This window comes from Streptomyces sp. AB3(2024) (assembly GCF_041862025.1).
GTDB lineage: Bacteria > Actinomycetota > Actinomycetes > Streptomycetales > Streptomycetaceae > Streptomyces.
This window is the reverse complement of record NZ_JBGWAB010000026.1, coordinates 1-22,158: the sequence shown is the minus strand read 5'-3', so window position 1 is coordinate 22,158 and position 22,158 is coordinate 1. Positions and strand designations below refer to the sequence as shown.

Below are 22,158 nucleotides of genomic sequence, written 5' to 3'. Positions count from 1 at the left end.
GAGTGCCCCCGGCAGGACTCGAACCTGCGGCCAAGCGCTTAGAAGGCGCCTGCTCTATCCACTGAGCTACGGGGGCCGGAAGGTGACCGTGGTGGCCTGGAGCCCCTTGGTGGGGGTGGGACTGCGGTCCGTGCCGGGTCAAGGATAGGGCTCCGGTCGCCTTGTCCCGGTTGCTTCACCCGCGTGCCACGATGTGGAGGTTCGGTGAAGCGGTCCCGATAATCGCAGGCAGGTGCGATTCGCGCATCGCTTTTGCGCCGCGTCGGCCTGGGTGTTGTGCACTCGTTATGCCTGCGTCCCACTCGTCCTTCGTGTCCAGGATGTCCCATCGGGGTCGCGGTCGGCGCGCAGAGGGCGTATAAGCTTCAAAAATGGTCCCAAATTGGGCATTCTTCGCATGTGGTGACCTTGGATGTTCGGCCTCAGCTGCTCGATGCCCTGTCCGCCCTGCGCGACCGGGTCGCGTCCGTGCGTCTGCCGCTGCCCCTGCCCGGCGCCCCGCGCGCCCGCCAGACCAGAGCCGAGCTGCTCGCGCAGCTCGACGACTACCTCGTACCCCGGCTGAAGGCGCCCGAGGCGCCCCTGCTCGCCGTCGTCGGCGGGTCCACCGGTGCCGGTAAGTCCACCCTCGTCAACTCCCTCGTCGGACGCCAGGTGAGTGAAGCGGGGGTGCTCCGGCCGACGACACGCACCCCCGTGCTCGTCTGCCATCCGGATGACCATCACTGGTTCGCCGGGATGCGGATCCTGCCCGACCTCCTGCGCGTATGGGCGCCCGAAGGCGAGGACGAACTGCTCCCCGCGCCCAAGAAGCGCCTTCCCCGCGGATCCGGCCAGCGGACCGTGACGGGCGAACTGAGGATCGAGACCGTCTCGACCCTCCCACGAGGGCTCGCCGTCCTCGACGCCCCCGACGTCGACTCCCTGGTGGTCGAGAACCGGACGCTCGCCGCGCAGCTGATCTGCGCCGCCGACGTCTGGGTCATGGTCACCACCGCCTCGCGGTACGCCGACGCCGTCCCCTGGCACATGCTGCGCACCGCCAAGCAGTACAGGGCCACCCTGGTCACCGTCCTGGACCGGGTCCCGCACCAGGTGCTCACCGAGGTCTCGCGGCAGTACGGGGCCCTGCTCACCCGGGCCGGGCTGGGTGACGTACCGCGGTTCACGGTGCCGGAGCTGCCCGAGTCGGCGGGCGGGGGCGGGCTGCTGCCGGCGAGCGCCGTCGCGCCGCTGCTCGCCTGGCTCAGCCACCACGTCCAGGACCCCGCCGCCCGGCAGTACGCCGTCGGGCGGACCGCGCTGGGCGCCCTCGACTCCCTCGGACGCCGCATGCCGGAACTCGCCTCCGCAGTCGCCGCGCAGCACGCCGCCGCCGTGCGGCTGACGTCGGCCGTCGAGGACGCGTACAAGCAGGAGGGCAGGCGGGTGCGCAACCGCCTGGACCGGGGCGCCGTACTCGCCGGGGACGCGCTGACCAGATGGCGCGGCTACCCCCTCGACACCAGCGCCGACGAACTCCTCGACTCCCTCGCCGAATCGCTGGCCGCGCTCCTCCAGTGCGCCGTGGCCGCCGCCGACGAACGCATCGCCGCCGCCTGGCGGCGCGAACCGGCCGCCGGGGCGGTGACGCTGCCCGCGCCCGACCGCGAGGCGGCGGAACGCATCGGCGTGGCCGTACGGCGCTGGCGGCGCGTACTGGAGGAGCTGGCCGAGGAGGAGGTCGCCCGGCTCGACCGGCAGCCGGCGCCCGACCCCGACGCCATCGCCGCCCTCCTCGTCGCCGCCCTCCTGGGTGGCAAGCGGGCCCGGCCGGCGGGGGAGAAGCTCGCCGAGCGGATCGGTGTACAGGCCGCCGTACGGCTGCGGGACCGGGGCGGGGAGCTGGTCGCCGAACACCTCGACCAGGTGCTGCGCGCCGAACGCGACCGCAGGCTCGCCCCGCTGGAAGCGCTCGAAGTGACCCCGGAACCGCAGGCCGAGCTGATCGCCGCGCTGTCCCTACTGCAGAAGGAGAGGTGACGCGGTGACCGCGCTGACCGACCGCGACCGCACCGAAGACCGCTGGGACGACGGCTTCATCGCGCGCTCGCGCCACCGGAGCATCCGCAAGGGCGGTGCGGGGGCGCGAGGAGGGGGACCGCGGTCCGGTTCCCCGGGGGCGTCGGGGCCGCGCGAGGAACGCGGCGGCGTCGGCCTCGACGACCTCGACGACGTGTTCGGCGAGGAGCCGGACGAGGAGCGGCGCGAGGGCGACGAGGCCCTCGTCCGGGCCGTCTCCGGCGCCGGCAGCGACGGCGGCAAGGCTCCCGCCCTGCCGCTCAGCCCCGAGGCGCGGGCCCTGCGGCTGCGCCTGGACGCCCTGCGCCAGCTCGTCGGGCTGTCCCGGACCCGGCTGGACGGCAAGACCCTCGCCGAGGCCGGCCGGGTGCTGGACGAGGCGGCGGCGCGACGCGGCCTGTCCCCGCAGCACACGGTCGTCGCCATCGCCGGAGCCACCGGAAGCGGCAAGTCCACGCTCTTCAACTCGCTCGCCGGAGTGCAGATCTCGGAGACCGGTCTGCGCCGCCCGACCACCGCCGCGCCGATCGCGTGCAGTTGGTCCGACGGGGCCGCGGGGCTGCTGGACCGGCTGGAGATCCCGGGCCGGCTGCGACGCAGGCCCCGGGAGACCTCGGAGGCCGAGGTGCTGCGCGGGATGGTCCTCGTCGACCTGCCCGACCTGGACTCGGCGGTCCGCGCGCACCGCGACCACGTGGACCGGGTGCTGGCGCTGGTCGACGCCGTGGTGTGGGTGGTGGACCCGGAGAAGTACGCGGACGCCGTCCTGCACGAGCGGTACCTGCGACCGCTGGCCGGCCACGCGGAAGTGACGTTCGTCGTCCTGAACCAGGTGGACCGGCTGCCCGGCGAGGCCGCCGACCTCGTCCTGGACGACCTGCGCCGGCTCCTCGACGACGACGGCATCGCGCTCGGCGAACACGGCGAGCCGGGGGCCACCGTGCTCGGACTGTCCGCCCTGACGGGTGAGGGGGTCGGGGAACTCCGGGAACTGCTCGGTCAGTTCACCCAGGAGAAGGGCGCGGCGACCCGCCGCATCTCCGCCGATGTGGACCGGGCCGCCGGACGCCTGCGGCCCCTGTACGTCGCCGACGGGCACGCCGGACCCGAGATCGGCGAGGCCGCCCGCGCCGAGTTCGAGGACCGGCTCGCGGAGGCCGTCGGGGCCTACGCGGCCGGCCTCGCCGCCGAACGGGCCTGGCGGCGCAACGCCGGCAAGGCCTGCGGCACGCCCTGGCTGCGGCTGTGGCGCTGGTACGAGAGCAGGCGAGCCCCGCGCACGCTCGCGGGCCTGGCCGCCCTCGCCGCGATCGGCCGTACCCCGGCGGCTTCCGAGCAGACCCCGGTCGAGCAGGAGGTGACCGCCCGGCAGCGGGTGGAGCAGGCCGTGCGGACCGTCGCGGACGAAGCGGTCATCGGGCTGCCCGACCCCTGGGCCCAGGCCGTACGGGAGACCGCCGTACGCGGCGCCGAACGGCTGCCGGAGGCGCTCGACGAACTGGCGGTCACGCTGGGTGCGGCCGTCGCGGTGCCCGCCGCCAGGCCGCCGCGGCCCGCCTGGTGGCCCGTGGCGGTGCTGGCGCAGGCGGCCATGACGCTGGTGCAGATCTTCGGCGGGCTCTGGCTGGTCGGACAGATCGCCGGGGTCCTGGAGCCGAGGCTGCTGCCGCCGGTGCTGTTCATGGTGGCGGGGATCGTCGGCGGGCCGCTCGTGGAGTGGGCGTGCTCTCTCGCGGCCCGCGGTCCGGCACGCCGCTACGGGCAGGACGCCGAGCGCAAACTGCGTCAGGCCGCGGCCGGCTGCGGGCGGGCCAGGGTGCTGGAGCCGGTGGCGGCGGAACTGCTGCGCTACCGCGAGGTGCGCGAGCAGTACGCCACCGTCGCCGCAGGGGGGACGAAGTTGTCCACAACCCGCCAGTAGTCCACAGGCCCGAGCGGGGAGGTCCGCCCCGCGCCAGCATGGTCGTATCCCGTGCGGACGGTCCGGACGGGTACGACGCGGGGAGGGCGGCCGGGATGAACGACACCCTGGTGACGCTGGTGGGGTACGTGGCGACGCAGATCGACTTCAAGGAGACGCCGGCCGGCCCGTCGGCGCGGTTCCGCTTCGCGGTGACCCCGAGGTACTTCGACCGGCGCACGGACACCTGGACGGATGCCGCGACCAGCTTCTACACCGTCTGGGCACGACGGGTGCTGGCACTGAACCTGGCCAGTTCCGTCTCGGTGGGGGAACCCCTCGTCGTCCACGGGCGGTTGCGGGTCCGGGAGGATCCACCCGACGGCGACGGGGTGCGGTGGTTCTCGGCCGACATCGACGCGGTGGCCATCGGACACGACCTCAACCGCGGAACTGCCGCGTTCCGGCGGGTGGTCAAGACGGACACGCCACTGATGGGGCCTCAGAAGGCGGCGGTGGTCTGAGTGTTCGAGGAGGCTAGGATTCCCCGGTACTCACGGGCACCTGGGTCTTTGGCCCGAAGGGGAAGACTGTGTCGATTGCTGTTCCCGCGTCCTCTGCGTCCTCTGCGTCCCCCGATCCCCGCGCTTCCGCGTGCGGATCGCCGCCCGCATCCGTGGGCGGATCACCGTCCGCGTCCGCCGCGCCACCGGCCGTCGCCGCGGCCCGTGCGGCGATTCCGCTTCCCGCGGGGCCCGTTGGTCCCGGCGTCGTTCCCGGGAGGCCCGCGCGGCCCGTTCCGGATCCGGGCGCGGGCGCCGGGGGCCCGGCGCGGGGGTCCGTGCGGCGGCCCTTGGCGGTCGCCCTGCTCACCGCGGCCGCCCTCGCCAGCGGGCCCGGGGCCCGCGCCTCGACGGACCCGGACCCGGCCGCCGGCCGGGCGGCGGAGGGCGCGAGCGCCGTGCTGGACGGGCTCAAGACGTACGGGCAGGCGGTCCTGCGCGCCGGGGACGGTTCGGTCCGGCAGATCCCGGCCGGGCTCTACGAGATGCGGGTCGACGGCGGCGGCATGCTGCAGACGTACGGGGTCGGGATCGCGGGCTCGGCGCAGCCGCAGGCCCGGTACACGGAGAGCGGCTGGAACGGCAGCTCCCTGGCGGGGAACGCCGAGGCCGGACGGATCCGCTGGGTCCTGGAGCACTCCTATCCGCAGCACAACGACCTGGCCGGGCTGGCGAAGGAGGCCGGGGCCGGGACGCTGACCGCGGAGAGCGCCGCCGCCGGGACCCAGGTGGCCATCTGGCGGCTGGCCGACGGCGCGCAGGTCGAGGCGGCGGACCCGGCGGCGGCGCGGCTGGCCGACTACCTCCAGCGGGAGGCGGGGCGGCTGCCGGAGCCCCCGGCCTCGTTGGACCTGGACCCCGGCCGGGTCTCCGGCCCGGTGACGGGGCCGACCGGCAGCCGGCTCGGGCCGGTCACGGTCCGGACGGGGGCGCAGAGCGTGACCGTCACCCCGGACGCGGCGGCCTCGGCCATGGGGGTGCGCGTGGTGGACGCCGAGGGGCGGCCGCTGGACTCCGCGGGCAACGGGAGCCGGCTCTACTTCGAGGTGCCCGCGGGCACCCCGGACGGGACGGCGTCGGTCGTCGTGCAGGGCTCCACGAAGGTGCCCGTCGGGCGGGTCTTCGCCAGCGGGATCCCGGCCGAGGCGCAGATCGTGGCCGGCTCCAGCGACGCCGCGGCGACGGCCACCGCCACGGCCGTCTGGCCGCAGGCACAGCCGCCGGCGCAGGGCCCGGCGGGGACGGTGGGCACCCTGGCGGGAGCCTCGGAGGTGGCGGGCGCCGAGGCGTCCGCGACCGCCTCGCCGGAGTCTCCGGACGACGAGCGGCTGGCCATCAGCGGCAGTTCCGCCGCCACGCCGGTGATCGCCTCGCTCGCGGTGGGGCTGGTGGTACTGGGCGGCATGGTGGTCCTCCTGCTGCGCAAGCGTCCGTTGGAGGGAGAGGAGGACGCAGGGGGGTCCGAGGGAGCGGAAGGCTGATTCCGGAGCGTCGTCCCGGGGTAGGCGCAGGCAATGGCTGATGAGGAACTGACCTGGCGGGGCACGGTCGCGCGGTGGGACCGCCATCTGTTCGACGCGGTGGCCCGGCGGCACTGGCCGGGCGCCGACCGGGTGCTGCCGCGGCTCGGGCGCGCCGCCAACCACGGGGTGCTGTGGGGCGGGGCCGCCGTGGCGATCACCGTCCTGGGCTCACCCCGGGCCCGCACGGCGGCGCTGCGCGGAATCGGCTCGCTGGCGCTGGCCTCCGCCACGATCAACACCGTCGGGAAGTGGTCGGTGCGCAGGCCCCGGCCCGTGCTGGACGGGGTCCCGCTGCCGCGGCAGCCGGCCGTGCCGCCGCGGACCACCTCGTTCCCGTCCGGGCACTCCGCCTCTGCCTTCGCCTTCGCCGCAGGCGTGGCCCTCGAATCCCCGGGGTGGGGAGCCGTGCTGGTCCCCGTCGCCGCGTCGGTGGCCTTCTCGCGGGTCTACACCGGGGTGCACTACCCCTCCGACGTGGCGGTCGGGTCGGCGCTCGGGGTGGCCGCGGCGTTCGCCGTACGCCGCCTCGCGCACGAGGCCGAGCGGGCGAGGGCCGTACCGGGCGACGAGCGCACGGCGCCCGGGGTCCCCGCCCTGCCGGACGGGGAGGGGCTCACGGTCGTGGTGAACACCGCCTCGGGCACCGCCGGGTCGGCGGGGACCGACGTGCTGCGCGAGCGGCTGCCCAAGGCGGAGGTCGTCGAATGCACCGGTGAGGAGCTGGAGGCCGAGCTGGCCGCGGCCGCCGCCCGGGCCGAGGTGCTGGGGGTCTGCGGGGGTGACGGCACCGTCAACGCCGCGGCCACGGCGGCCCTGCGCGCCGGGGTGCCGCTCGCCCTGTTCCCCGGCGGCACCCTGAACCACTTCGCGCTCGACCTCGGGCTCGGCGGCGCCGAGGACACCTGCCGGGCGATCGCCGAGGGCCGGGCCGTCCGGGTCTCGGTGGGTCGGATCACCCCGACGGACGGGTCCGGCGACGGTGCGACGCGGTACTTCCTGAACAATTTCAGCATCGGCGCCTACCCGGAACTGCTGCGCCACCGGCTGCGCTGGGCCCCGCGGATCGGCGGCGGCCCGGCCGCCGTGCTCGCCGCCTGGCGGGTGCTGCGGGCCGAGCGGCCCGTCCGGCTCACCCTGGCCGGACGCCCCCGCAGCGTCTGGCTGCTCTTCGCGGGCAACGGCACCTACCACGGCACCGGCCCCACGCCCCGGCGCCGTGACAGCGTCGGCGAGGGCCTCCTCGACCTCCGGCTCGTCCACGGCGGAGGCCGGCCGGGCCCCCGCCTGCTGGCCGCGGCCTTCACCGGCCCGCTGAGCCGCTCCCCGCTCCACGTGGCCACCCGCCGGCACGGTCTGCGCGTCGAGGACATCCCGCCGGGCACCCCGCTCGCCTACGACGGCGAGTACGCCAAGGCGCCCGGCTCCCTCGTGCTGGCCGCGCTCCCCGACGCCCTGACCGTCTACCGCCCACGCTGACCGCCCACGCTGACCGCCCACGCTGACCGCCCCCGGACGGCGCCCCCGCCTCCCCGCCCCGTCCGTCCGCGCCGTGCGGGCCGTAGCCGTCGGGTCGGTAGCCGTCGGGTCAGTCGTCGTCGGGCCCGACGTCCTCGGGGCCGTCCCCGTCCACCGCGTCGTCCGGCGCCACGGGCCCCGGTTCCACCCCGAGGTCGGTGCGCATCACGGACCGCGCCCGTACCCAGGCGTCGCCCAGCTCCAGAAGCCCGGCGAGTATCTCGTCGAACCCCCACCCCGGCGACGGGCTCCCCCGCTCCAGCCGCATCGTCCGGGCGTACGCGCCCGCCAGCTCCCGGGTCAGGGTGTCCAGCTCCGCCATGACCGCGTCGGAGGCGATCATCTGGGCCTCCGCGAAGGCGGAGTGCATGGCGTGCCGGGCCTCCTGGAGGGCGCTGCGCCCCTCGTCCGTGACCTCGTCCCGGTGCACCGCCCACAGGTGGTTCATCAGCTCGACCCGGTAGCGGCGGTACCCGGCGTTGGCGTGCACGTAGCAGTCGCGCCGCCTCTCGCGCTCGGCCACCCGCCGGTCCCGATGCCACTGGGCCCGCGCCAGCCGTTCCTGGCGGTCGAACTGATCGGCCTGGACCCGGGCCGTGATCCGCTGCGACAGGACCGGCGCGAGCAGGGTGCCCGTCACCGCCACGATCGCGCTGGCGAGCGCCAGTAACGCGTTGTCCATTCTTCCCCGTCCCCCCGGAACACCGGCTCCCCACCGCTACGGCGGCCCCGCACCTCGACCGCTGTCGAGGATCCCGGTCCGCCCCCCGGCGCCGGGCAGCGACCGGACGCGTTCGGACCGTTGGACCGCGGTCACGGACGGTGGCCGGGCTCGCAGGCCGTTGACCATACGCGTTTCCCCCGGGGGATGGACGTACGGCAGTATGGGGTGTATCTGCCCACCCATCGATCTGCCGGACGGTTTCTCTTGGCTGAGTTCATCTACACCATGCGCAAGACGCGCAAGGCGCACGGCGACAAGGTGATTCTGGATGACGTCTTCCTGAACTTCCTGCCCGGCGCGAAGATCGGCGTGGTCGGCCCGAACGGCGCCGGCAAGTCCACCGTCCTGAAGATCATGGCGGGCATCGAGCAGCCGTCCAACGGTGACGCCTTCCTGTCGCCCGGTTACTCCGTCGGCATCCTCATGCAGGAGCCCAAGCTCGACGAGAGCAAGACCGTCCTGGAGAACGTCGAGGACGGCGTCGGCGAGATCAAGACCAAGCTCAACCGGTTCAACGCGATCGCCGAGGAAATGGCGACGAACTACACCGACGAGCTGATGGAGGAGATGGGCAAGCTCCAGGACGACCTGGACCACGCCAACGCGTGGGACCTCGACGCCCAGCTGGAGCAGGCCATGGACGCCCTGGGCTGCCCGCCCGGCGACTGGCCGGTCAACAACCTCTCCGGTGGTGAGAAGCGCCGCGTGGCCCTCTGCAAGCTGCTGCTGGAGGCCCCCGACCTGCTGCTCCTCGACGAGCCCACCAACCACCTCGACGCCGAGTCCGTGAACTGGCTGGAGCAGCACCTGGCCCAGTACAAGGGCGCCGTCGTGGCCGTCACCCACGACCGCTACTTCCTCGACAACGTCGCCGAGTGGATCCTCGAACTCGACCGCGGCCGTGCCCACCCCTACGAGGGCAACTACTCCACCTACCTGGAGAAGAAGGCCGAGCGCCTCAAGGTCGAGGGCAAGAAGGACGAGAAGCGCGCCAAGCGCCTCAAGGAAGAGCTGGAGTGGGTCCGCTCCAACGCCAAGGGCCGTCAGGTCAAGTCCAAGGCCCGTCTCGCTCGCTACGAGGAGATGGCGGCCGAGGCCGACAAGATGCGCAAGCTCGACTTCGACGAGATCCAGATCCCGCCGGGCCCGCGTCTGGGCTCGATCGTGGTCGAGGTCGCCAACCTCTCCAAGGCGTTCGGTGACAAGGTCCTCATCGACGACCTGTCCTTCACGCTGCCGCGCAACGGCATCGTCGGCATCATCGGCCCGAACGGCGCCGGCAAGACCACGCTCTTCAAGATGATCCAGGGCCTGGAGACGCCGGACTCCGGCGAGATCAAGGTCGGCGAGACCGTCAAGATCTCGTACGTGGACCAGGGCCGCGCCAACATCGACCCCAAGAAGACCCTCTGGGCGGTCGTGTCGGACGAGCTGGACTACATCAACGTCGGCCAGGTCGAGATGCCGTCCCGCGCCTACGTCAGCGCCTTCGGCTTCAAGGGCCCGGACCAGCAGAAGCCGGCCGGCGTGCTCTCCGGCGGTGAGCGCAACCGCCTGAACCTCGCGCTCACCCTCAAGCAGGGCGGCAACCTGCTGCTCCTCGACGAGCCCACCAACGACCTCGACGTCGAGACCCTGGGCTCCCTGGAGAACGCGCTGCTGGAGTTCCCCGGTGCGGCCGTGGTCGTCTCCCACGACCGCTGGTTCCTGGACCGCGTCGCCACGCACATCCTGGCGTACGAGGGCGACTCGAAGTGGTTCTGGTTCGAGGGCAACTTCGAGTCCTACGAGAAGAACAAGGTCGAGCGGCTCGGCCCGGACGCCACGCGCCCGCACCGCGCCACCTACAAGAAGCTCACCCGGGGTTAGGCCGAGACCATGGCCAGACACCACTACCGGTGCCCCCTCCGCTGGGCGGACATGGATGCCTTCGGGCACGTCAACAACGTGGTCTTCCTCCGTTACCTGGAGGAGGCGCGCATCGACTTCATGTTCCGCCTGGCGCCGGGGGAGGGCAGCGACTCGTTCACAGGCGGTTCCGTCGTGGCCCGTCACGAGATCGACTACAAGCTGCCCCTCGTGCACCGGCACGAGCCGGTGCTCATCGAGTCCTGGGTGACCCGGATAGGCGCCGCGTCCCTGACCATCCGTTACGAGGTGAAGGACGAGGCGACGGCCGACGCTCCCGAGACGGTGTACGTCCGGGCCGAGACCGTGGTCGTGCCCTACAACCTCGCCGAGGGGCGGCCCCGCCGCATCACGGCCGAGGAACGGCACTTCCTGGAGCAGTACCTCGACGCGCCCGCGGCGGCCGAAGGGCGCCTCGCGGCATGAACGAGCAGCTGCACTTCGCCGACTCCGGGGAGGCGGCGGACCTCGCCGCCTTCCTGGGCCGGCTGGTGCACTACGACCGCGCCGCCGCCGTGCGCCTCCAGGCGCGGGCGGGCGGCGGCGCGCTCGCCGTCTTCGGGCGGCCGCCGTCCTTCGACGTGCTGGCCGTCCGCACGGCGCGGCTCGCCGCACCCTTCGCCACCCCGCTGGACGTGACCGTGTCCGTCGGCGAGCTGCTGGAGGCGGTCGACGAGACCGGCGCCGGGCTGCTCGTCCCCGGACCCGTCACCGGCCCGCCCTGGGCCGGGGTGCTCCCGCCGCGCGGCGGCTGGCAGCCCGTGCCCGGACTGCCGGCGCCGGAGGCCGTACGGGCGGCCGTGGCCGCCGCCGTCGCCGAGTTCCGGGCCCGCGACGAGGCCCTGCCCCCGCAGCACCGGACCCGGTCCGAGCGGGACCGCATCGGCCACGAGATCTGGTCGCGCACGCTGGGTGACACCGACCTCCCGCTGCGCGCCGTGCACGCCGCCCAGTCCCTGGGTTTCCTGCGGCCGGTACGGGCCACCGTCCCCCCGGCCGCCACCCCCGCCGGCGCCCCCACACCGGTGGCGCTGTTCGCCTCCGGCAGCTGGCTGCGGCTGGCCACGCCCTACGGCTCCGTCGCCACCCGGCGTCCCGGCCGGACCGGCGGGCTGGGCGCCCTCCAGGTGCGCCCGGTCTGAACGCACGACCCGGTCCCGGCCGGCCCGGACGGACCGCCTAGCCCGCGGTGTTGATCATCGAGGCGGCCGCGTAGGTCAGGTACCGCCACAGCTGCGCCTCGTGCGCCGGCGCCAGGCCCAGCTCGTCCACCGCGACCCGCATGTGCCCCAGCCACGCGTCGTGCGCGGCCGCGTCCACCTGGAACGGGGCGTGCCGCATGCGCAGGCGCGGGTGGCCGCGGTGGTCGCTGTACGTCGTCGGACCGCCCCAGTACTGCATCAGGAAGAGCGCGAACCGCTCCTCGGCGGGCCCGAGGTCCTCCTCCGGGTACATCGGACGCAGCAGCGGGTCCCCCGCGACCCCTTGGTAGAAGCGGTGGACCAGACGGCGGAAGGTCTCCTCGCCGCCCACCTGCTCGTAGAAGGTCGTCTCCTGGACCGTGCTCTGCGGATCGTCATTCACCCGACCATCGTCTCAGACGCCCGGACGGAGGACCCCGGCCCCAGGACCCCGGATGCCCGTCCGCGGGGGCGAGGGGTCGCACCCGGAGGCCGCCCGCAGCACAGTGGAGACATGGGCACGGGCGGCACGGGCGCTCACGCGTCACGCACTCCAGGCGATCCCCGCACACCCCGCACCCCGCCGGGCGGCCCGGCGGTACGGGACCTGCGGGCGACCGCGCACGCCGCCCAGGTACGGGAGCTCACCGCGGCGGGCGCGCTGGAGGACCCGGCCTGGCGGGCGGCTTTCGCGGCCGTGCCCCGGCACCTCTTCGTGCCGTACTTCTGGACCGGCCGAGGCGCCGGGCACGAACGGCTGTGGGGCGAGGACCCCGATCCGGTACGGCGGGCCCGCTGGCTGCGCGGGGTCTACACGGACGCCCCCCTGGCGACGCGGCTGCGCGACGGCGAGCTGGTCTCCTCCAGCAGCCAGCCCTCCCTGATGGCGAAGATGCTGGAGAGCCTGGAGGTGCGCGACGGGGACGACGTGCTGGAGATCGGCGCGGGGACCGGCTACAACGCCGCGCTGCTGTGCCACCGGCTCGGCGAGGAGCACGTCACCACGGTGGACCTCGAAGAGGAGATCACCGAGGCGGCGCGGGCCCATCTGGCCCTGCTCGGCTACCGGCCGACGGTGGTCACCGGGGACGGGGCGCGCGGCTGCCCCGCCCGAGCCCCCTTCGACCGGGTCCTGGTGACCTGCACCCTGCCGCTGATCCCGCACGCCTGGCTGGGCCAGTGCCGGCCGGGGGCGCGGATCCTGGCGCCCCTGTCGACCGGGCTGATCGCCCTCACGGTCCGGGACGCGGACTTCGCCGAGGGCCGCTTCCTGCATACCTCCGCCTACTTCGTCCCGCTGCGCGGGGCCACGGCCTCACCGCTGCCCGCGGGGGCGACGGGGCCGCTGCACGGGGTGCCGTACGAGATGGTGGAGAACGAGCGCTTCCAGTTCCTGCTGATCCTGACCGCGGGCGTGCTGCACCCGCGCGAGGCGCTGGACCTGTGGCGCCGCGAGGGCCGGCCGCCGCGCGAGCGGTTCGGCGTCACCGTCACCGCCGAGGGCCAGTGGTCCTGGCTCGACGATCCCCAGGGGCCCTACGTGTGGCCCCTGGGGGAGGCCGTCGGATAGCGGCTAGCCGCGGCGGACGGTGATGGTGGTCCAGGCGCCGACGTGGACCCGGTCGCCGTCGGCGAGCGGGACCGGGACGTACGGCTGGATCGCTTCCTCACCGCCGTTGATGGTGGTCCCGTTGGTGGAGTTCTGGTCGACCACGGCCCAGCCGCCGTCGGGCTGCTGCACCAGTACCGCGTGCTGGTGGGAGACGCCCGGGTCCTCCGGGGGCACCGACAGGTCGACGTCCGGGGACTCGCCCGTCGAGGCGCGTCGACGGCCGATGGTGATCTGGCCGCCGGAGAGCGGGAGGTGCTGCTCCGGGGAGTACGCGGGCAGGTTGAGCCCGGCCGCCTCGGGGCCGCTGCGCTGCATCATCGCCATGAAGTACGAGCGGTCGGGGCCGATCGTCGCCGTCCAGGAGCCGGTGCCGTTCTGGGGCGGGAAAGGCTGCTGCGCCTGCTGGGGTTTCTCCGGCTGGTACTCGTGCTGCGGCGGGGCGGGCTGCTGGACCGGCTGCTGCGGGTACTCCGGCGGCGGGGGCTGCTGCTGGTAGTGCGGCTGCTGGTACTCCCGGTACTCCTGGTGCACGGGCTGCGGCTGTGCCGGCTGGGGTGGCACCGGCTGCGCCTGCGGCTGCCGCGCGGAGGCGGGGGGCGGCAGCAGCCAGTCGTCCTCGCCCTGGAGCGGCTCGGCGGGGCGGTTGACCCGCGAGGGCCGGGAGCCCTGGTAGTCGAAGTGGTCCTGGGAGTAAACCGGCTGGGGCGGCGCCGGGGGCGGCGGGGTGCCCGCGCCCGTTCCCGCACCGGTCGCCTGGCCCTGACCCGAGCTCTGGCCCTGGCCCTGGCCCGCCGCATGGCCCGGACCGCCGCCCGGACCGGCGTCCGGGGCCGAGGCATACGAGGTCGCGCTGCGCGTCAGGAAGTTGTACCGGCACTCCTCGCAGAACGGCGCCATGGCCTCGCGCGGGGTCCGGCACTGCGGGCACAACTCGGCCTGGGCGGTCGGCTCACCCGAGGTGGGAGGGTAGCCGTAGCCGTAGGAGGGCGCCGCGGGGGTGCCCGTAGGGGCAGCCATGCGGTGGCCGCAGACCTCGCACCAGTCGTCGGAGGCGGACTGGTGCCCGTTCGGGCAGGTCGGCATCGCGGCGCTTCCCCCTTCTCCCTGCGTCAAGGCGTCAGGTCTTCTCAGGTCTTCTTCACTCGGACGGTCTGCGTCGAACGCGTTTCAAGGGTCATCTCGTCGGCATCGGCGACCTTCGCCTTCAGCCGCACAGTACCCGCCACGGCATCCACGACGTCCACCACCTTCGCCAGCAGTCTGGCAGTGTCCGCGTTCCCGGAGACGCTGGCCAGCTGCACGGCACGACCCAGTTTGGCCGTGGCGCCGTTGACATCACCCATTTTGCGGGCTTCCAGCCCCTGTTGGATAGCCTGCGCGAGCTCCGCCTGCCCTGTGTAGTGCGCCACTTGCGGGCTGATGGCGGTCGAGGCGGCCAGATCGTCGGTCCACACGGCCCGCACCAGACCCTGGGCGAGCGGGGGCTGAGGCTCTCCCGACGGGCCGGGAAGCACCAGCGAGGCGCGGGCGGCCAGCATCTCCTGGCCGACGGAGGCGCCCGGCACCCGGACGCACACGTGGTACTCGCGGGACTCGTCGCCCCAGGAACCGGTCGGGTAGTCCCCGGCGCGGGGACCCGCCCCGGTGCGGCGGTCCGTGAGGTCCTGCACGGACGGCGAGACCTGCTTGACGTACTGGATCTCCACGCCGACCGGGGTCCACAGGCGCAGCGCGACGTCCGCGACCTCCTTGCCCATGGCGTTCTCCATCATGCGCGTGAAGTCCTCGGCGAGGTGGGCCGGGTCGGCGACGATGTCGGCGGAGCCGAGCAGCGCGTGCGCGACCCCGGTCACCTCCTTCACCTCCCAGTCGGTGCCCACCCCGCGGGCGTCGCAGGTGAAGCGGCCGGCACAGGCGTCGAGGGTGGCGCGCAGCACGGCCGGTTCCTCGTGTTCGTTGCGGCCGTCGGTGAGCAGGATGCCGTGCCGGATGGTGGCGGTGGACTGCCGCAGCAGGCCGTCGGCCAGCCGGAGCCAGGTGCCGATGGCGGTGCCGCCGCCCGCGCCGAGGCCGCGCAGGGCCTCCTTGGCCCGCGCGCGGGTGTCCGGACCGGCGGTGGCGAGGCGGCCCTGGCCGGGGTAGACCTCCTTCGCCACATGGGTGCCGGCGATCACGGCGAAGGCGGTGCCGTCGCGGAGGGTGTCGATCGCGGCGGCGGTGGCCTCGCGGGCGCCGCGCATCTTGTCCGGCGGGTACTCCATCGAGCCGGAGCAGTCCACCATGATCACGACGGCCGCGTCCTGGCCGAGGGAGCGGGTGGCGGTGGCGCCGCCGGTGGAGGTGACGGTCACGATGGCGTGCACGTCCCGCCCGCCCACGGGAAGGAACTCGTTCTGGTACACCTCCACGCTGAAGCGCGGGGCGCTCGGCTTGGCGAAGTTCGCCATCGACAGGACTCCTCGGGGCTGGCTGGGAGAGGGCGGGTCAGGCCTCGGTGCGCGGTTCCGTCTCCGCCCGCGCCGGTGCTTCCGGTTGCGCTTCCGCTTCGGCTTCCTGTGCTGCTTCCGGTTCCGCGGCGAAGGGCACCACGGCGACGGTGATGTTGTCGTGCCCGCCGCCGTCGAGGGCGTGACCGACCAGCACCTGCGCGCTGTGCAGGGGGCGGGCCGCGGCGTCCGCGGGGAGGATCTGGGCCATGTCCGTCGCGGACTCGGCGTAGTTCCACAGGCCGTCCGTGCAGACCACGACCACGCCGGGGTGGTCCGGCCTGAAGCTGGCCGTGTGGGGGTCGAGGTCGTAGGCGTCGGCCCCGAGCCAGCCGGTGATGGCGTGCGCGCGGACGTCGGCGTACGCCTCGGCCTCGCCCATCAGACCCGCCGCCACCATCTGCGCGGCCCAGGAGTCGTCCTCGGTGAGGCGGCGTGGCAGGGCGGCCCGGTCGTCCGGGACCCAGTAGGCGCGGCTGTCGCCGACCCAGCCGATGGTCAGGACCCCGCCGCTGACGACGGCGCCGACCAGGGTGCAGGCCGGGGCGTTCTGCGCGCCGGGGACTTCCGGGGCGAGGGCGTTCACGGCGGCGGCTGCCGCCAGGATCGCGCCGTGCATGGCCTCCGACGGGTGGGCGCCGCGGGGGAGCGCGTCGAGCAGGGCCTCGTTGGCGGCGCCGGCGGCCGCCGCCGACGCCTCGTCGGGGCGGCTCGCGGAGGACACCCCGTCGCAGACGATGGCCACGGTGGCGGCGGAGCCGTCGGGCAGCGCGGTGGCCGCGACGGCGAAGGAGTCCTCGTTGCGGTGGTGGCGCAGTCCGCGGTCGCTGACCGCGGCGACGCTGCAGAGCTCCTCCTCCAGGTGGTCGCGCTCGCGGGGCTGCGCGTGGCCGCAGTGCTCGCAGTACCCGTCGGTGTCGACGTGCCCGGCCCGGCAGGCGACGCAGGTCTTCCCGCCGTCCGCCTGCGGGGCGGCCGCGTACGGGTCCTCGGGCGCGGCCGGACCCTGCGGGGCGCCGGCGTACGGCTCCTCGGGCGCGGACGGGCCCCAGGGCGTGCCCTCGGGGGGCGTTCCGGTCCCGCCGGGGAGGTCGTGGCGGACGGGCTCCGCGCCGTACGGGGTCTCGTGCCCGGAGCCGGCGGAACCCCACGGGCCGCCGCCGGGCAGTGCGCAGGCGTCCCCGGCCAGGGTCGGGGCCTGCTCGTCGGTGCCGCCCCATCCGGGCGCGGGCACCCCGGAGAAGCCGGAGTGCGCGGCGGTGTTCCCGGCCGGGACCCCGCCCGCCGACGTCGGGACCGACACCAGGGCGGCCCCGGCCGGGTCCGCCGCGGCCGCGTACCGGGGACCCGCCGGCGCGGGTGAGCGGGACCCGCCCGCGAGGGCGGACTCCCCGGCGGCCCCGGCCCCGGGCCCGGCCCCGGGCCCGGCCACCGGGGTGACCGGGAGGGTCGGCGTCGGATCCGGGTCGGGAGGCGGCGAGGAGAGGGCGTATCCGCACACGCCGCAGAAACGGTCACCCTCTTCGAGGGGCTCCGCGCAGCCGGGGCAGCCCGACAGCCGATGCATCGACATCAATCACACCCACGTCCGGGGTCGGAAACGGTTTGCCCGCTCCACCAGTTCGATCCTCTCCTCGCCCCGCTGCGCCAGCCGGGCGAGGATGCGGTAAGAGCGCTCCAGGCCGAAGCGCAGCCCCCGCTCGTCCAGTTGAATGCCGAGCAACGAGGTCCGGCCGGGGTCGGCACCCCGGCTACCCGACAGTACCCAGTCCAGGGCCGAGCCCAGAACCTCCGTCGCCAGCCGCTCGTGCCGCTCCGGATCCAGCCCGAACCGGCGCAGCGCCTCCACCTGGTCCGACGCGGCCGAGAGATCGGCCAGCAGGGCCTCGTGAGGGGACCGGTCGCGCAGGCGTGCCCGTACGGCCGCCACCCGTGCGGCGGTGTAGTGGATCGAGGCCTCCGGCACGGACTCCAGGGTGAGCACCGCCGCCTCCCGGTCCCCGGCGGCCAGTTGCACCCGGGCCAGTCCGAAGGCCGCGCTGACGAACCCCGGATCGGTGATCCAGACCAGCCGGTAGTACTCGGCGGCGTTGTCCAGTTGCCCCAGCACCTCCGCGCACAGGCCGAGGGCCAGCTTCGGGGCGGGCTCGCCGGGGAAGGCGTCGTAGATGGCGTCGAAGGACAGGGCCGCTATCTCGTCGTCGCCGGTGGCCAGCGAGGCGATCCCGCGGGCCCACACCACCCGCCAGTCGTCCGGGTGCCGCTCCTCCAGTTCGGCCAGGGCCTCTCCGGCGACGGCCGGTTCGCCCAGTTCGAGCCGGGCGCGCAGCTCCCGCAGCCGCAGTTCGGCGGAGTCGGCCGGGGCCGAGCCGAGCGCGCCCAGCAGGTCGGCCGGGGCGGAGGCGAGGAGGCCGGCCAGGAAACCGGCGTTCGGGTCGGCCGGGTCCACCAGCGGCACCGGCAGGGCAAGTGCGGTGTCGTGCGCGTCGAGCGGGGCGGGCCCGGCCGCCGCCCGCCCGGGCCCGGCCCCCGAAGGAAGCGGAACCGGTACCGGAAGCGGGTCCGGCACCGCGCTCCCGCGGCGGGGCGTCGGCACCGCGGCGCCCGCCACGTGCGTGGCGGTGGTGCCGAGCGCGGGCACGCTCCCGGCTCCCGACGCCACCACCGGGGCGGGCGCGGAACCCCCGGCCCCGGACGGCCCCGGCGCACCCGATCCGGCCGCGCCGGCCGTCCCGGCCCCCACGGATCCGTCCGGAGCCGGAAGCGGAGCCGGCCCGGGAACCGCCGCCGCCCGGCTCCGGCGCCCCCAGATGCGGCGCGGGATCTCCCGCACGCCCAGCCGGGACACCTCCGCCCCGTCAGCATCGGCGTACAACCGGGTGTCGGGCACCCGCAGTTCCGGCCCGAACAGGGTCGACGGCTGCGGCCGCGGCCGCCCCGTCTGGAGCGCGACCACCTCCCGCAGCACACCCGTCAGCTGGTCCGCCATTTCCTGCGCGGAGGCGAACCGCCGCCCGGGATCCGGGTCGGTCGCCCGCACGAGCAGCCGGTAGAAGGACTCGTACCGGCCGAAGACCTCGATGTGCTCCGGGTCCGGCAGCGAGTCCACGAACACGTTCGTGTAGCCCTGGAAGTCGAAGGTCAGCACCGCCAGGGTGCGCGCCACCGTGTACAGGTCCGAGGCCACCGAGGGGCCCAGCTCCGCCACCTCGGGCGCCTGGTAGCCCACCGTGCCGTAGATCGCGGACTCGTCGTCGTCCATCCGCCGGACCGCGCCCATGTCGATCAGCTTCAGCTGGTCCTGCTGCTGGATGGCGTTGTCGACCTTGAAGTCGCAGTACAGCAGGTTCCTGCTGTGCAGGTGGCCGAGGGCCTCCAGCGCCTCGATCCCGTACGCGCACGCCTGTTCCACCGGCAGCGGGTCCCGCCGTCCGTCGGGCCGGCGCCGCTCGTTCGCGATCTCCTTCAGCGACTTGCCGCCCACGTACTCCATGACGATGTACCCGTCGAGCGAACCCGTCCGCTGGTCCAGGTGCTCCACGAAGTTGTAGATCCGCACGATGTTGGAGTGCTCGATCTCCGCCAGGAAGCGCCGTTCGGAGATCGCCGCCTCCATCGCGTCCTGGTCGCCGGTGTCCAGCAGGCCCTTGAGGACCACCCACCGGTTCGAGACCGCCCGGTCCGCCGCCAGGTAGACCCAGCCCAGGCCGCCGTGCGCCAGACAGCCCGCCACCTCGTACTGGCCGTGCACCACGTCACCGGCGCGCAGCTTCGGCACGAAGGAGTACGGGTGCCCGCACTTGGTGCAGAACCCCTCCGTGCGGCCCGGCCGGTCGCCGCGCGCACGGCCCACCGGCGCCCCGCAGTCCGAACGCGAGCAGAACCGCTTGCGCTCCGGCACCTCAGGGTTCTCCAGCACCGCCGCCGAAGGATCCGGACGCGGCACCTCCGGCATGGTGACCAGCCCGGCGCCCAGCCTGCTGCGCCCCGAGGACGGGGCGGAGGAGCCCGAACTGCGCACCGACACCGAACGGGTGGACGCGGCGCCCGGCAGGGACCGCGAGAGCCGCCCCGACACCGAACGGCGCGAGGACGAGGAGCGCGAGGACCGAGAGGAGCGCGCCGAGGCCGAGGAGCGGCCCGAACCGCGCGAGCCCGCCGACCCCCGGGAATCCCCGTGCCGGGCGGCGCTCGTCATCCCCGTCGGCGGCGACACCAGCTCTTCCGCGCCCGCCGCGACCGCGCCGACCGGCGCGAGCCCGCAGGTGTCGCAGTAGAGCTCCCCGCCGCCCATGTCCTCGTACGTCCCCGGGCAGCCGGGACGCACGCACGGTGTTCCGATCAGGCTCACGCGTCCTCCTCCCCCGGCCCGGCGGGCCGGTGGTCCTGCGGCAGGGGCTGCCTCGGCACCAGTGTCTCGGCCGTCGCACTCTGGTAGCGCAGGACGGCCTGCTCGGCGGCGCGCAGGTCGCACGGCGCGCTCCACAGCATCCGCCGTGCCGTGTCGTACCGCTCGATCAGCAGCGGGTCCTCCGCCATGCCGTGCCTGGCCACCTTCGCCTTGTACGCGTCCAGCCGGCCGCGCAGTTCCGCCCGCACCGCCAGCGGCGCCGTCACAGCGGTCAACGATTCGCGGGCCCGTCGGAGTTCCTCGTCGGCCCGGTCCTCCAGGGAGTCCAGCAGCGGCGACAGCCGGTGCCACTGGGACCGCCGCCGGTACTCGGCCGCCGCCGCCAACTGCTCCTGCAGGGCCGTCGGCGGACCGCTGACCGCCGGGACCTCGGACGCTGCGATCTTCGCCAGCACCTCGCCGCGCGCCGTCCGCGCCTCCGCCAGGGTCCGGTCGGCCCGCGAGAGCACGTCCCGCACACCGATCAGCCGCGCCTCCGCGTCCTGCCGCACGGTCAGCACCGCCTCCACCTCACGGCGTACGTCGTCCAGCGCGCGGGCCGCCCGGTCGTAGCGGCCGGTGTCGGGCCGGCCGCCGCCGGGGGCGGAGCTCCCCGCCACCGGGATCCAGAACCCCAGCGGGTCCGCGATCACCCGGGCGCGCAGCTCCGCCAGCTCGGCGGTGATCTCCTCCAGGTCGTCCCCCGAGGGGTGTTCGCCCGGCCGCACCCCCACCGAGTGCGCGAGCGCGCGCGTGCGGTGCAGTTCGGCGCCGAGCAGGTCGATCCGCGCGGGCAGCGCCGACCACACCGAGTCGGCGGCGACCACCACGTCCAGCGAGCCGGCGTACAGCTCGTTCATCCGGGCCACCAGCTCGGCCAGCGAGAACCGCTCCGCGAGCGCGGCGCCCCCGGCTCCGGCCCCGGCGATCACCACTCCGGGACCGCGCAGCCGCTCGGTCAGCTCGGCCAGGTCCTCCCGGGTGGGCCAGCGGCGCCGCTCCCGGATCTCCCGGGCCGCGGCGAGCGCCCCGCTGTAGGCGTCGAAGTACGTCCACAGCCGGGTGACCGCCGCGTCGGTGGCGGCCCAGCGCTCCTCGGTGACCCCGCTCAGCGCGGCGCCCTCCAGCAGCCGGCGGCCGGCGTGGTCCTGGAGGGCGAGCAGCGAGGTCTCCACCGCTTCGTGCTCCGCGCCCAGCCGCGCCAGCGCGCGGTCGACTTCGTCCCGGTCCATCACGTCCCGCCCCGTTCCCGGATGGCTCGCGTACGGCTTCGATTCCGACACCGGCCTCAGCCGTTCCGGTACTTGGGCGCGGGCGGCTGGGCCGGGCTCGGCAGCACGTTCTCGAAGTGCTTGCGGTAGGAGGTCACCCAGGGGCTCTGCTCGCCGCCCGCACGGTAGTTCTCCAGCACCTTGTTGACCCGGCGCACCAGGTCGGAGGCGTCCTTGTTCATCGCCACCCCGTAGAACTCGCGGGTGAAGGGAGCGCCGACCAGCTGCACCGACGGGTCCTGCGCCGCCTGGCCGGCGGCCAGGGCGTTGTCCGTGATGATGCCGTCCACCTCGCCCAGCTGCAGCCGCACCAGGCAGTCCAGCTGGTTGGGCACGGACACCGGCAGCGCGCCGTACGACTTGGCCTTGAGCGCCGTCTCCGCCGTGGAGCCGGCGGCCGTGCAGATCCGGCGGCCCGCCAGCGAGGCGTCGTAGCCGGTGATGTGCGAACCCTTGGGGACCAGTACCTGCTGCCCGGCCTCGAAGTAGGCCGTGGAGAAGGCCACGTCCTCCAGCCGCTTGCAGTTGATCGTCATGGTCCGCACGACGATGTCTACACGGCCCTCCTGGAGCGCCGGGATGCGCTGGCTGGTGGGGATGGCCCGGTAGATGACCGCGTCCTCCCGGCCCAGGATGTCCTTGGCTATGGCCTTGACCAGGTCGATGTCGAAGCCGTCGAGGTGGCCGTCCGGATTGCGGTACCCCCACTTGAAGCTGTTCTGGTCCACACCCGCCACCAGCTTGCCCGCCTTGCGGATCCGCTCGATCGTCGGACCGTCCAGACCGGACGGGGCCAGGCTGGCCTCCGGGTCCTGGCAGGTGTCGGCCGGGACGAAGGGGGCCGCCGCCATCGTGGCCGGCTCCTGGACCGCGGTACGGTGCGCGGTGCCCGGCGAGGTCCTGGCCAGCGGCAGCAGCACCGACGCCGCCGTCACCGCGCAGGCGGCGGCCATCGCGGTGACCCCGCCCCAGCCGCGCAGCCGGTGCGCGGCCCGCCGCGGCCGGACCGCCCCGGGCGCCCCGG

Annotated in this window: 17 protein-coding genes and 1 tRNA gene; 9 read left to right on the top strand and 9 right to left on the bottom strand. The window is 74.6% G+C overall.

The annotated features are described in order from the left end of the window. Positions 1 to 3: 3 nt before the first annotated feature. Positions 4 to 76, bottom strand: a tRNA-Arg gene (locus ACEPPI_RS13875). Between the two features lie 323 nt (positions 77 to 399). Between ACEPPI_RS13875 and ACEPPI_RS13870 the strand changes: the two genes are divergently transcribed. From ACEPPI_RS13870 to ACEPPI_RS13850, 5 genes are all read left to right on the top strand, one after another. Continuing rightward, positions 400 to 2,022 (top strand): dynamin family protein, encoded by a 1,623-nt coding sequence (locus ACEPPI_RS13870; protein WP_373915532.1) that lies wholly within the window; start codon positions 400 to 402, stop codon positions 2,020 to 2,022. Between the two features lie 4 nt (positions 2,023 to 2,026). Further along, the gene (locus ACEPPI_RS13865) at positions 2,027 to 3,982 is read left to right on the top strand and encodes a GTPase (protein WP_373915531.1); all 1,956 of its coding nucleotides are present in this window, start codon (positions 2,027 to 2,029) and stop codon (positions 3,980 to 3,982) included. Between the two features lie 95 nt (positions 3,983 to 4,077). Beyond that, the gene (locus ACEPPI_RS13860; protein ID WP_266839090.1) at positions 4,078 to 4,485 is read left to right on the top strand and encodes a single-stranded DNA-binding protein; all 408 of its coding nucleotides are present in this window, start codon (positions 4,078 to 4,080) and stop codon (positions 4,483 to 4,485) included. Between the two features lie 317 nt (positions 4,486 to 4,802). After that, positions 4,803 to 6,005 carry a thioester domain-containing protein gene (locus ACEPPI_RS13855; RefSeq protein WP_373915530.1) on the top strand — a complete coding sequence of 401 codons (1,203 nt, stop codon included), beginning with the start codon at positions 4,803 to 4,805 and terminating at the stop codon, positions 6,003 to 6,005. 33 nt (positions 6,006 to 6,038) lie between these two features. Then, positions 6,039 to 7,523 (top strand): bifunctional phosphatase PAP2/diacylglycerol kinase family protein, encoded by a 1,485-nt coding sequence (locus tag ACEPPI_RS13850; RefSeq protein WP_373915529.1) that lies wholly within the window; start codon positions 6,039 to 6,041, stop codon positions 7,521 to 7,523. A 109-nt stretch (positions 7,524 to 7,632) separates the two neighbouring features. Here ACEPPI_RS13850 and ACEPPI_RS13845 read toward each other — a convergent pair whose 3' ends face one another. Next, positions 7,633 to 8,244 carry a hypothetical protein gene (locus tag ACEPPI_RS13845; protein WP_373915528.1) on the bottom strand — a complete coding sequence of 204 codons (612 nt, stop codon included), beginning with the start codon at positions 8,242 to 8,244 and terminating at the stop codon, positions 7,633 to 7,635. 246 nt (positions 8,245 to 8,490) lie between these two features. On the opposite strand from ACEPPI_RS13845, the gene ettA reads away from it, so the two are divergent. The 3 genes from ettA to ACEPPI_RS13830 are packed head-to-tail and all read left to right on the top strand — an operon-like array spanning position 8,491 to position 11,336. After that, a complete protein-coding gene (gene ettA / locus ACEPPI_RS13840) occupies positions 8,491 to 10,155 on the top strand; it encodes an energy-dependent translational throttle protein EttA (protein WP_373915527.1) in 1,665 nt (554 codons plus the stop codon). A 9-nt stretch (positions 10,156 to 10,164) separates the two neighbouring features. Beyond that, positions 10,165 to 10,620 (top strand): thioesterase family protein, encoded by a 456-nt coding sequence (locus ACEPPI_RS13835; RefSeq protein WP_266839080.1) that lies wholly within the window; start codon positions 10,165 to 10,167, stop codon positions 10,618 to 10,620. Continuing rightward, entirely contained in the window at positions 10,617 to 11,336 is a 720-nt protein-coding gene (locus ACEPPI_RS13830) for a hypothetical protein (RefSeq protein WP_373915526.1), read from the top strand. The genes ACEPPI_RS13835 and ACEPPI_RS13830 overlap by 4 nt, the downstream gene beginning before the upstream one ends. A gap of 37 nt (positions 11,337 to 11,373) precedes the next feature. Here ACEPPI_RS13830 and ACEPPI_RS13825 read toward each other — a convergent pair whose 3' ends face one another. Beyond that, positions 11,374 to 11,778: a globin gene (locus ACEPPI_RS13825; RefSeq protein ID WP_266839076.1), complete on the bottom strand. Its 405-nt coding sequence runs from the start codon at positions 11,776 to 11,778 to the stop codon at positions 11,374 to 11,376. Positions 11,779 to 11,889: 111 nt separating this feature from the next. Between ACEPPI_RS13825 and ACEPPI_RS13820 the strand changes: the two genes are divergently transcribed. Beyond that, positions 11,890 to 12,945: a methyltransferase domain-containing protein gene (locus tag ACEPPI_RS13820; protein ID WP_373915525.1), complete on the top strand. Its 1,056-nt coding sequence runs from the start codon at positions 11,890 to 11,892 to the stop codon at positions 12,943 to 12,945. A 3-nt stretch (positions 12,946 to 12,948) separates the two neighbouring features. On the opposite strand, the gene ACEPPI_RS13815 is transcribed toward ACEPPI_RS13820, so the two are convergent. The 6 genes from ACEPPI_RS13815 to ACEPPI_RS13790 form a co-directional block, all read right to left on the bottom strand. Continuing rightward, on the bottom strand, positions 12,949 to 14,070 hold the full coding sequence (locus tag ACEPPI_RS13815; RefSeq protein WP_373915524.1) for an FHA domain-containing protein: 1,122 nt from the start codon (positions 14,068 to 14,070) through the stop codon (positions 12,949 to 12,951). A 44-nt stretch (positions 14,071 to 14,114) separates the two neighbouring features. Continuing rightward, complete coding sequence (locus ACEPPI_RS13810) at positions 14,115 to 15,434, bottom strand: VWA domain-containing protein (protein WP_373915523.1); 1,320 nt, start codon at positions 15,432 to 15,434, stop codon at positions 14,115 to 14,117. 37 nt (positions 15,435 to 15,471) lie between these two features. Continuing rightward, the gene (locus ACEPPI_RS13805) at positions 15,472 to 17,046 is read right to left on the bottom strand and encodes a PP2C family serine/threonine-protein phosphatase (protein WP_373915522.1); all 1,575 of its coding nucleotides are present in this window, start codon (positions 17,044 to 17,046) and stop codon (positions 15,472 to 15,474) included. A gap of 3 nt (positions 17,047 to 17,049) precedes the next feature. Beyond that, entirely contained in the window at positions 17,050 to 19,815 is a 2,766-nt protein-coding gene (locus tag ACEPPI_RS13800; protein WP_373915569.1) for a tetratricopeptide repeat protein, read from the bottom strand. 5 nt (positions 19,816 to 19,820) lie between these two features. Beyond that, on the bottom strand, positions 19,821 to 21,095 hold the full coding sequence (locus ACEPPI_RS13795; protein WP_373915521.1) for a hypothetical protein: 1,275 nt from the start codon (positions 21,093 to 21,095) through the stop codon (positions 19,821 to 19,823). A gap of 56 nt (positions 21,096 to 21,151) precedes the next feature. Continuing rightward, the coding region (locus ACEPPI_RS13790) for a glutamate ABC transporter substrate-binding protein (RefSeq protein WP_373915520.1) at positions 21,152 to 22,158 on the bottom strand (1,007 nt) is incomplete at its 5' end.

Bases quoted from the DNA above. Each gene is read 5' to 3' on its own strand.
- ACEPPI_RS13860 (WP_266839090.1), top strand. From the start codon at position 4,078: ATGAACGACACCCTGGTGACGCTGGTGGGGTACGTGGCGACGCAGATC.
- ACEPPI_RS13850 (WP_373915529.1), top strand. From the start codon at position 6,039: ATGGCTGATGAGGAACTGACCTGGCGGGGCACGGTCGCGCGGTGGGAC.
- ACEPPI_RS13845 (WP_373915528.1), bottom strand. From the start codon at position 8,244: ATGGACAACGCGTTACTGGCGCTCGCCAGCGCGATCGTGGCGGTGACG.
- ACEPPI_RS13835 (WP_266839080.1), top strand. From the start codon at position 10,165: ATGGCCAGACACCACTACCGGTGCCCCCTCCGCTGGGCGGACATGGAT.
- ACEPPI_RS13830 (WP_373915526.1), top strand. From the start codon at position 10,617: ATGAACGAGCAGCTGCACTTCGCCGACTCCGGGGAGGCGGCGGACCTC.
- ACEPPI_RS13820 (WP_373915525.1), top strand. From the start codon at position 11,890: ATGGGCACGGGCGGCACGGGCGCTCACGCGTCACGCACTCCAGGCGAT.
- ACEPPI_RS13815 (WP_373915524.1), bottom strand. From the start codon at position 14,070: ATGCCGACCTGCCCGAACGGGCACCAGTCCGCCTCCGACGACTGGTGC.
- ACEPPI_RS13810 (WP_373915523.1), bottom strand. From the start codon at position 15,434: ATGGCGAACTTCGCCAAGCCGAGCGCCCCGCGCTTCAGCGTGGAGGTG.
- ACEPPI_RS13805 (WP_373915522.1), bottom strand. From the start codon at position 17,046: ATGTCGATGCATCGGCTGTCGGGCTGCCCCGGCTGCGCGGAGCCCCTC.
- ACEPPI_RS13795 (WP_373915521.1), bottom strand. From the start codon at position 21,095: ATGGACCGGGACGAAGTCGACCGCGCGCTGGCGCGGCTGGGCGCGGAG.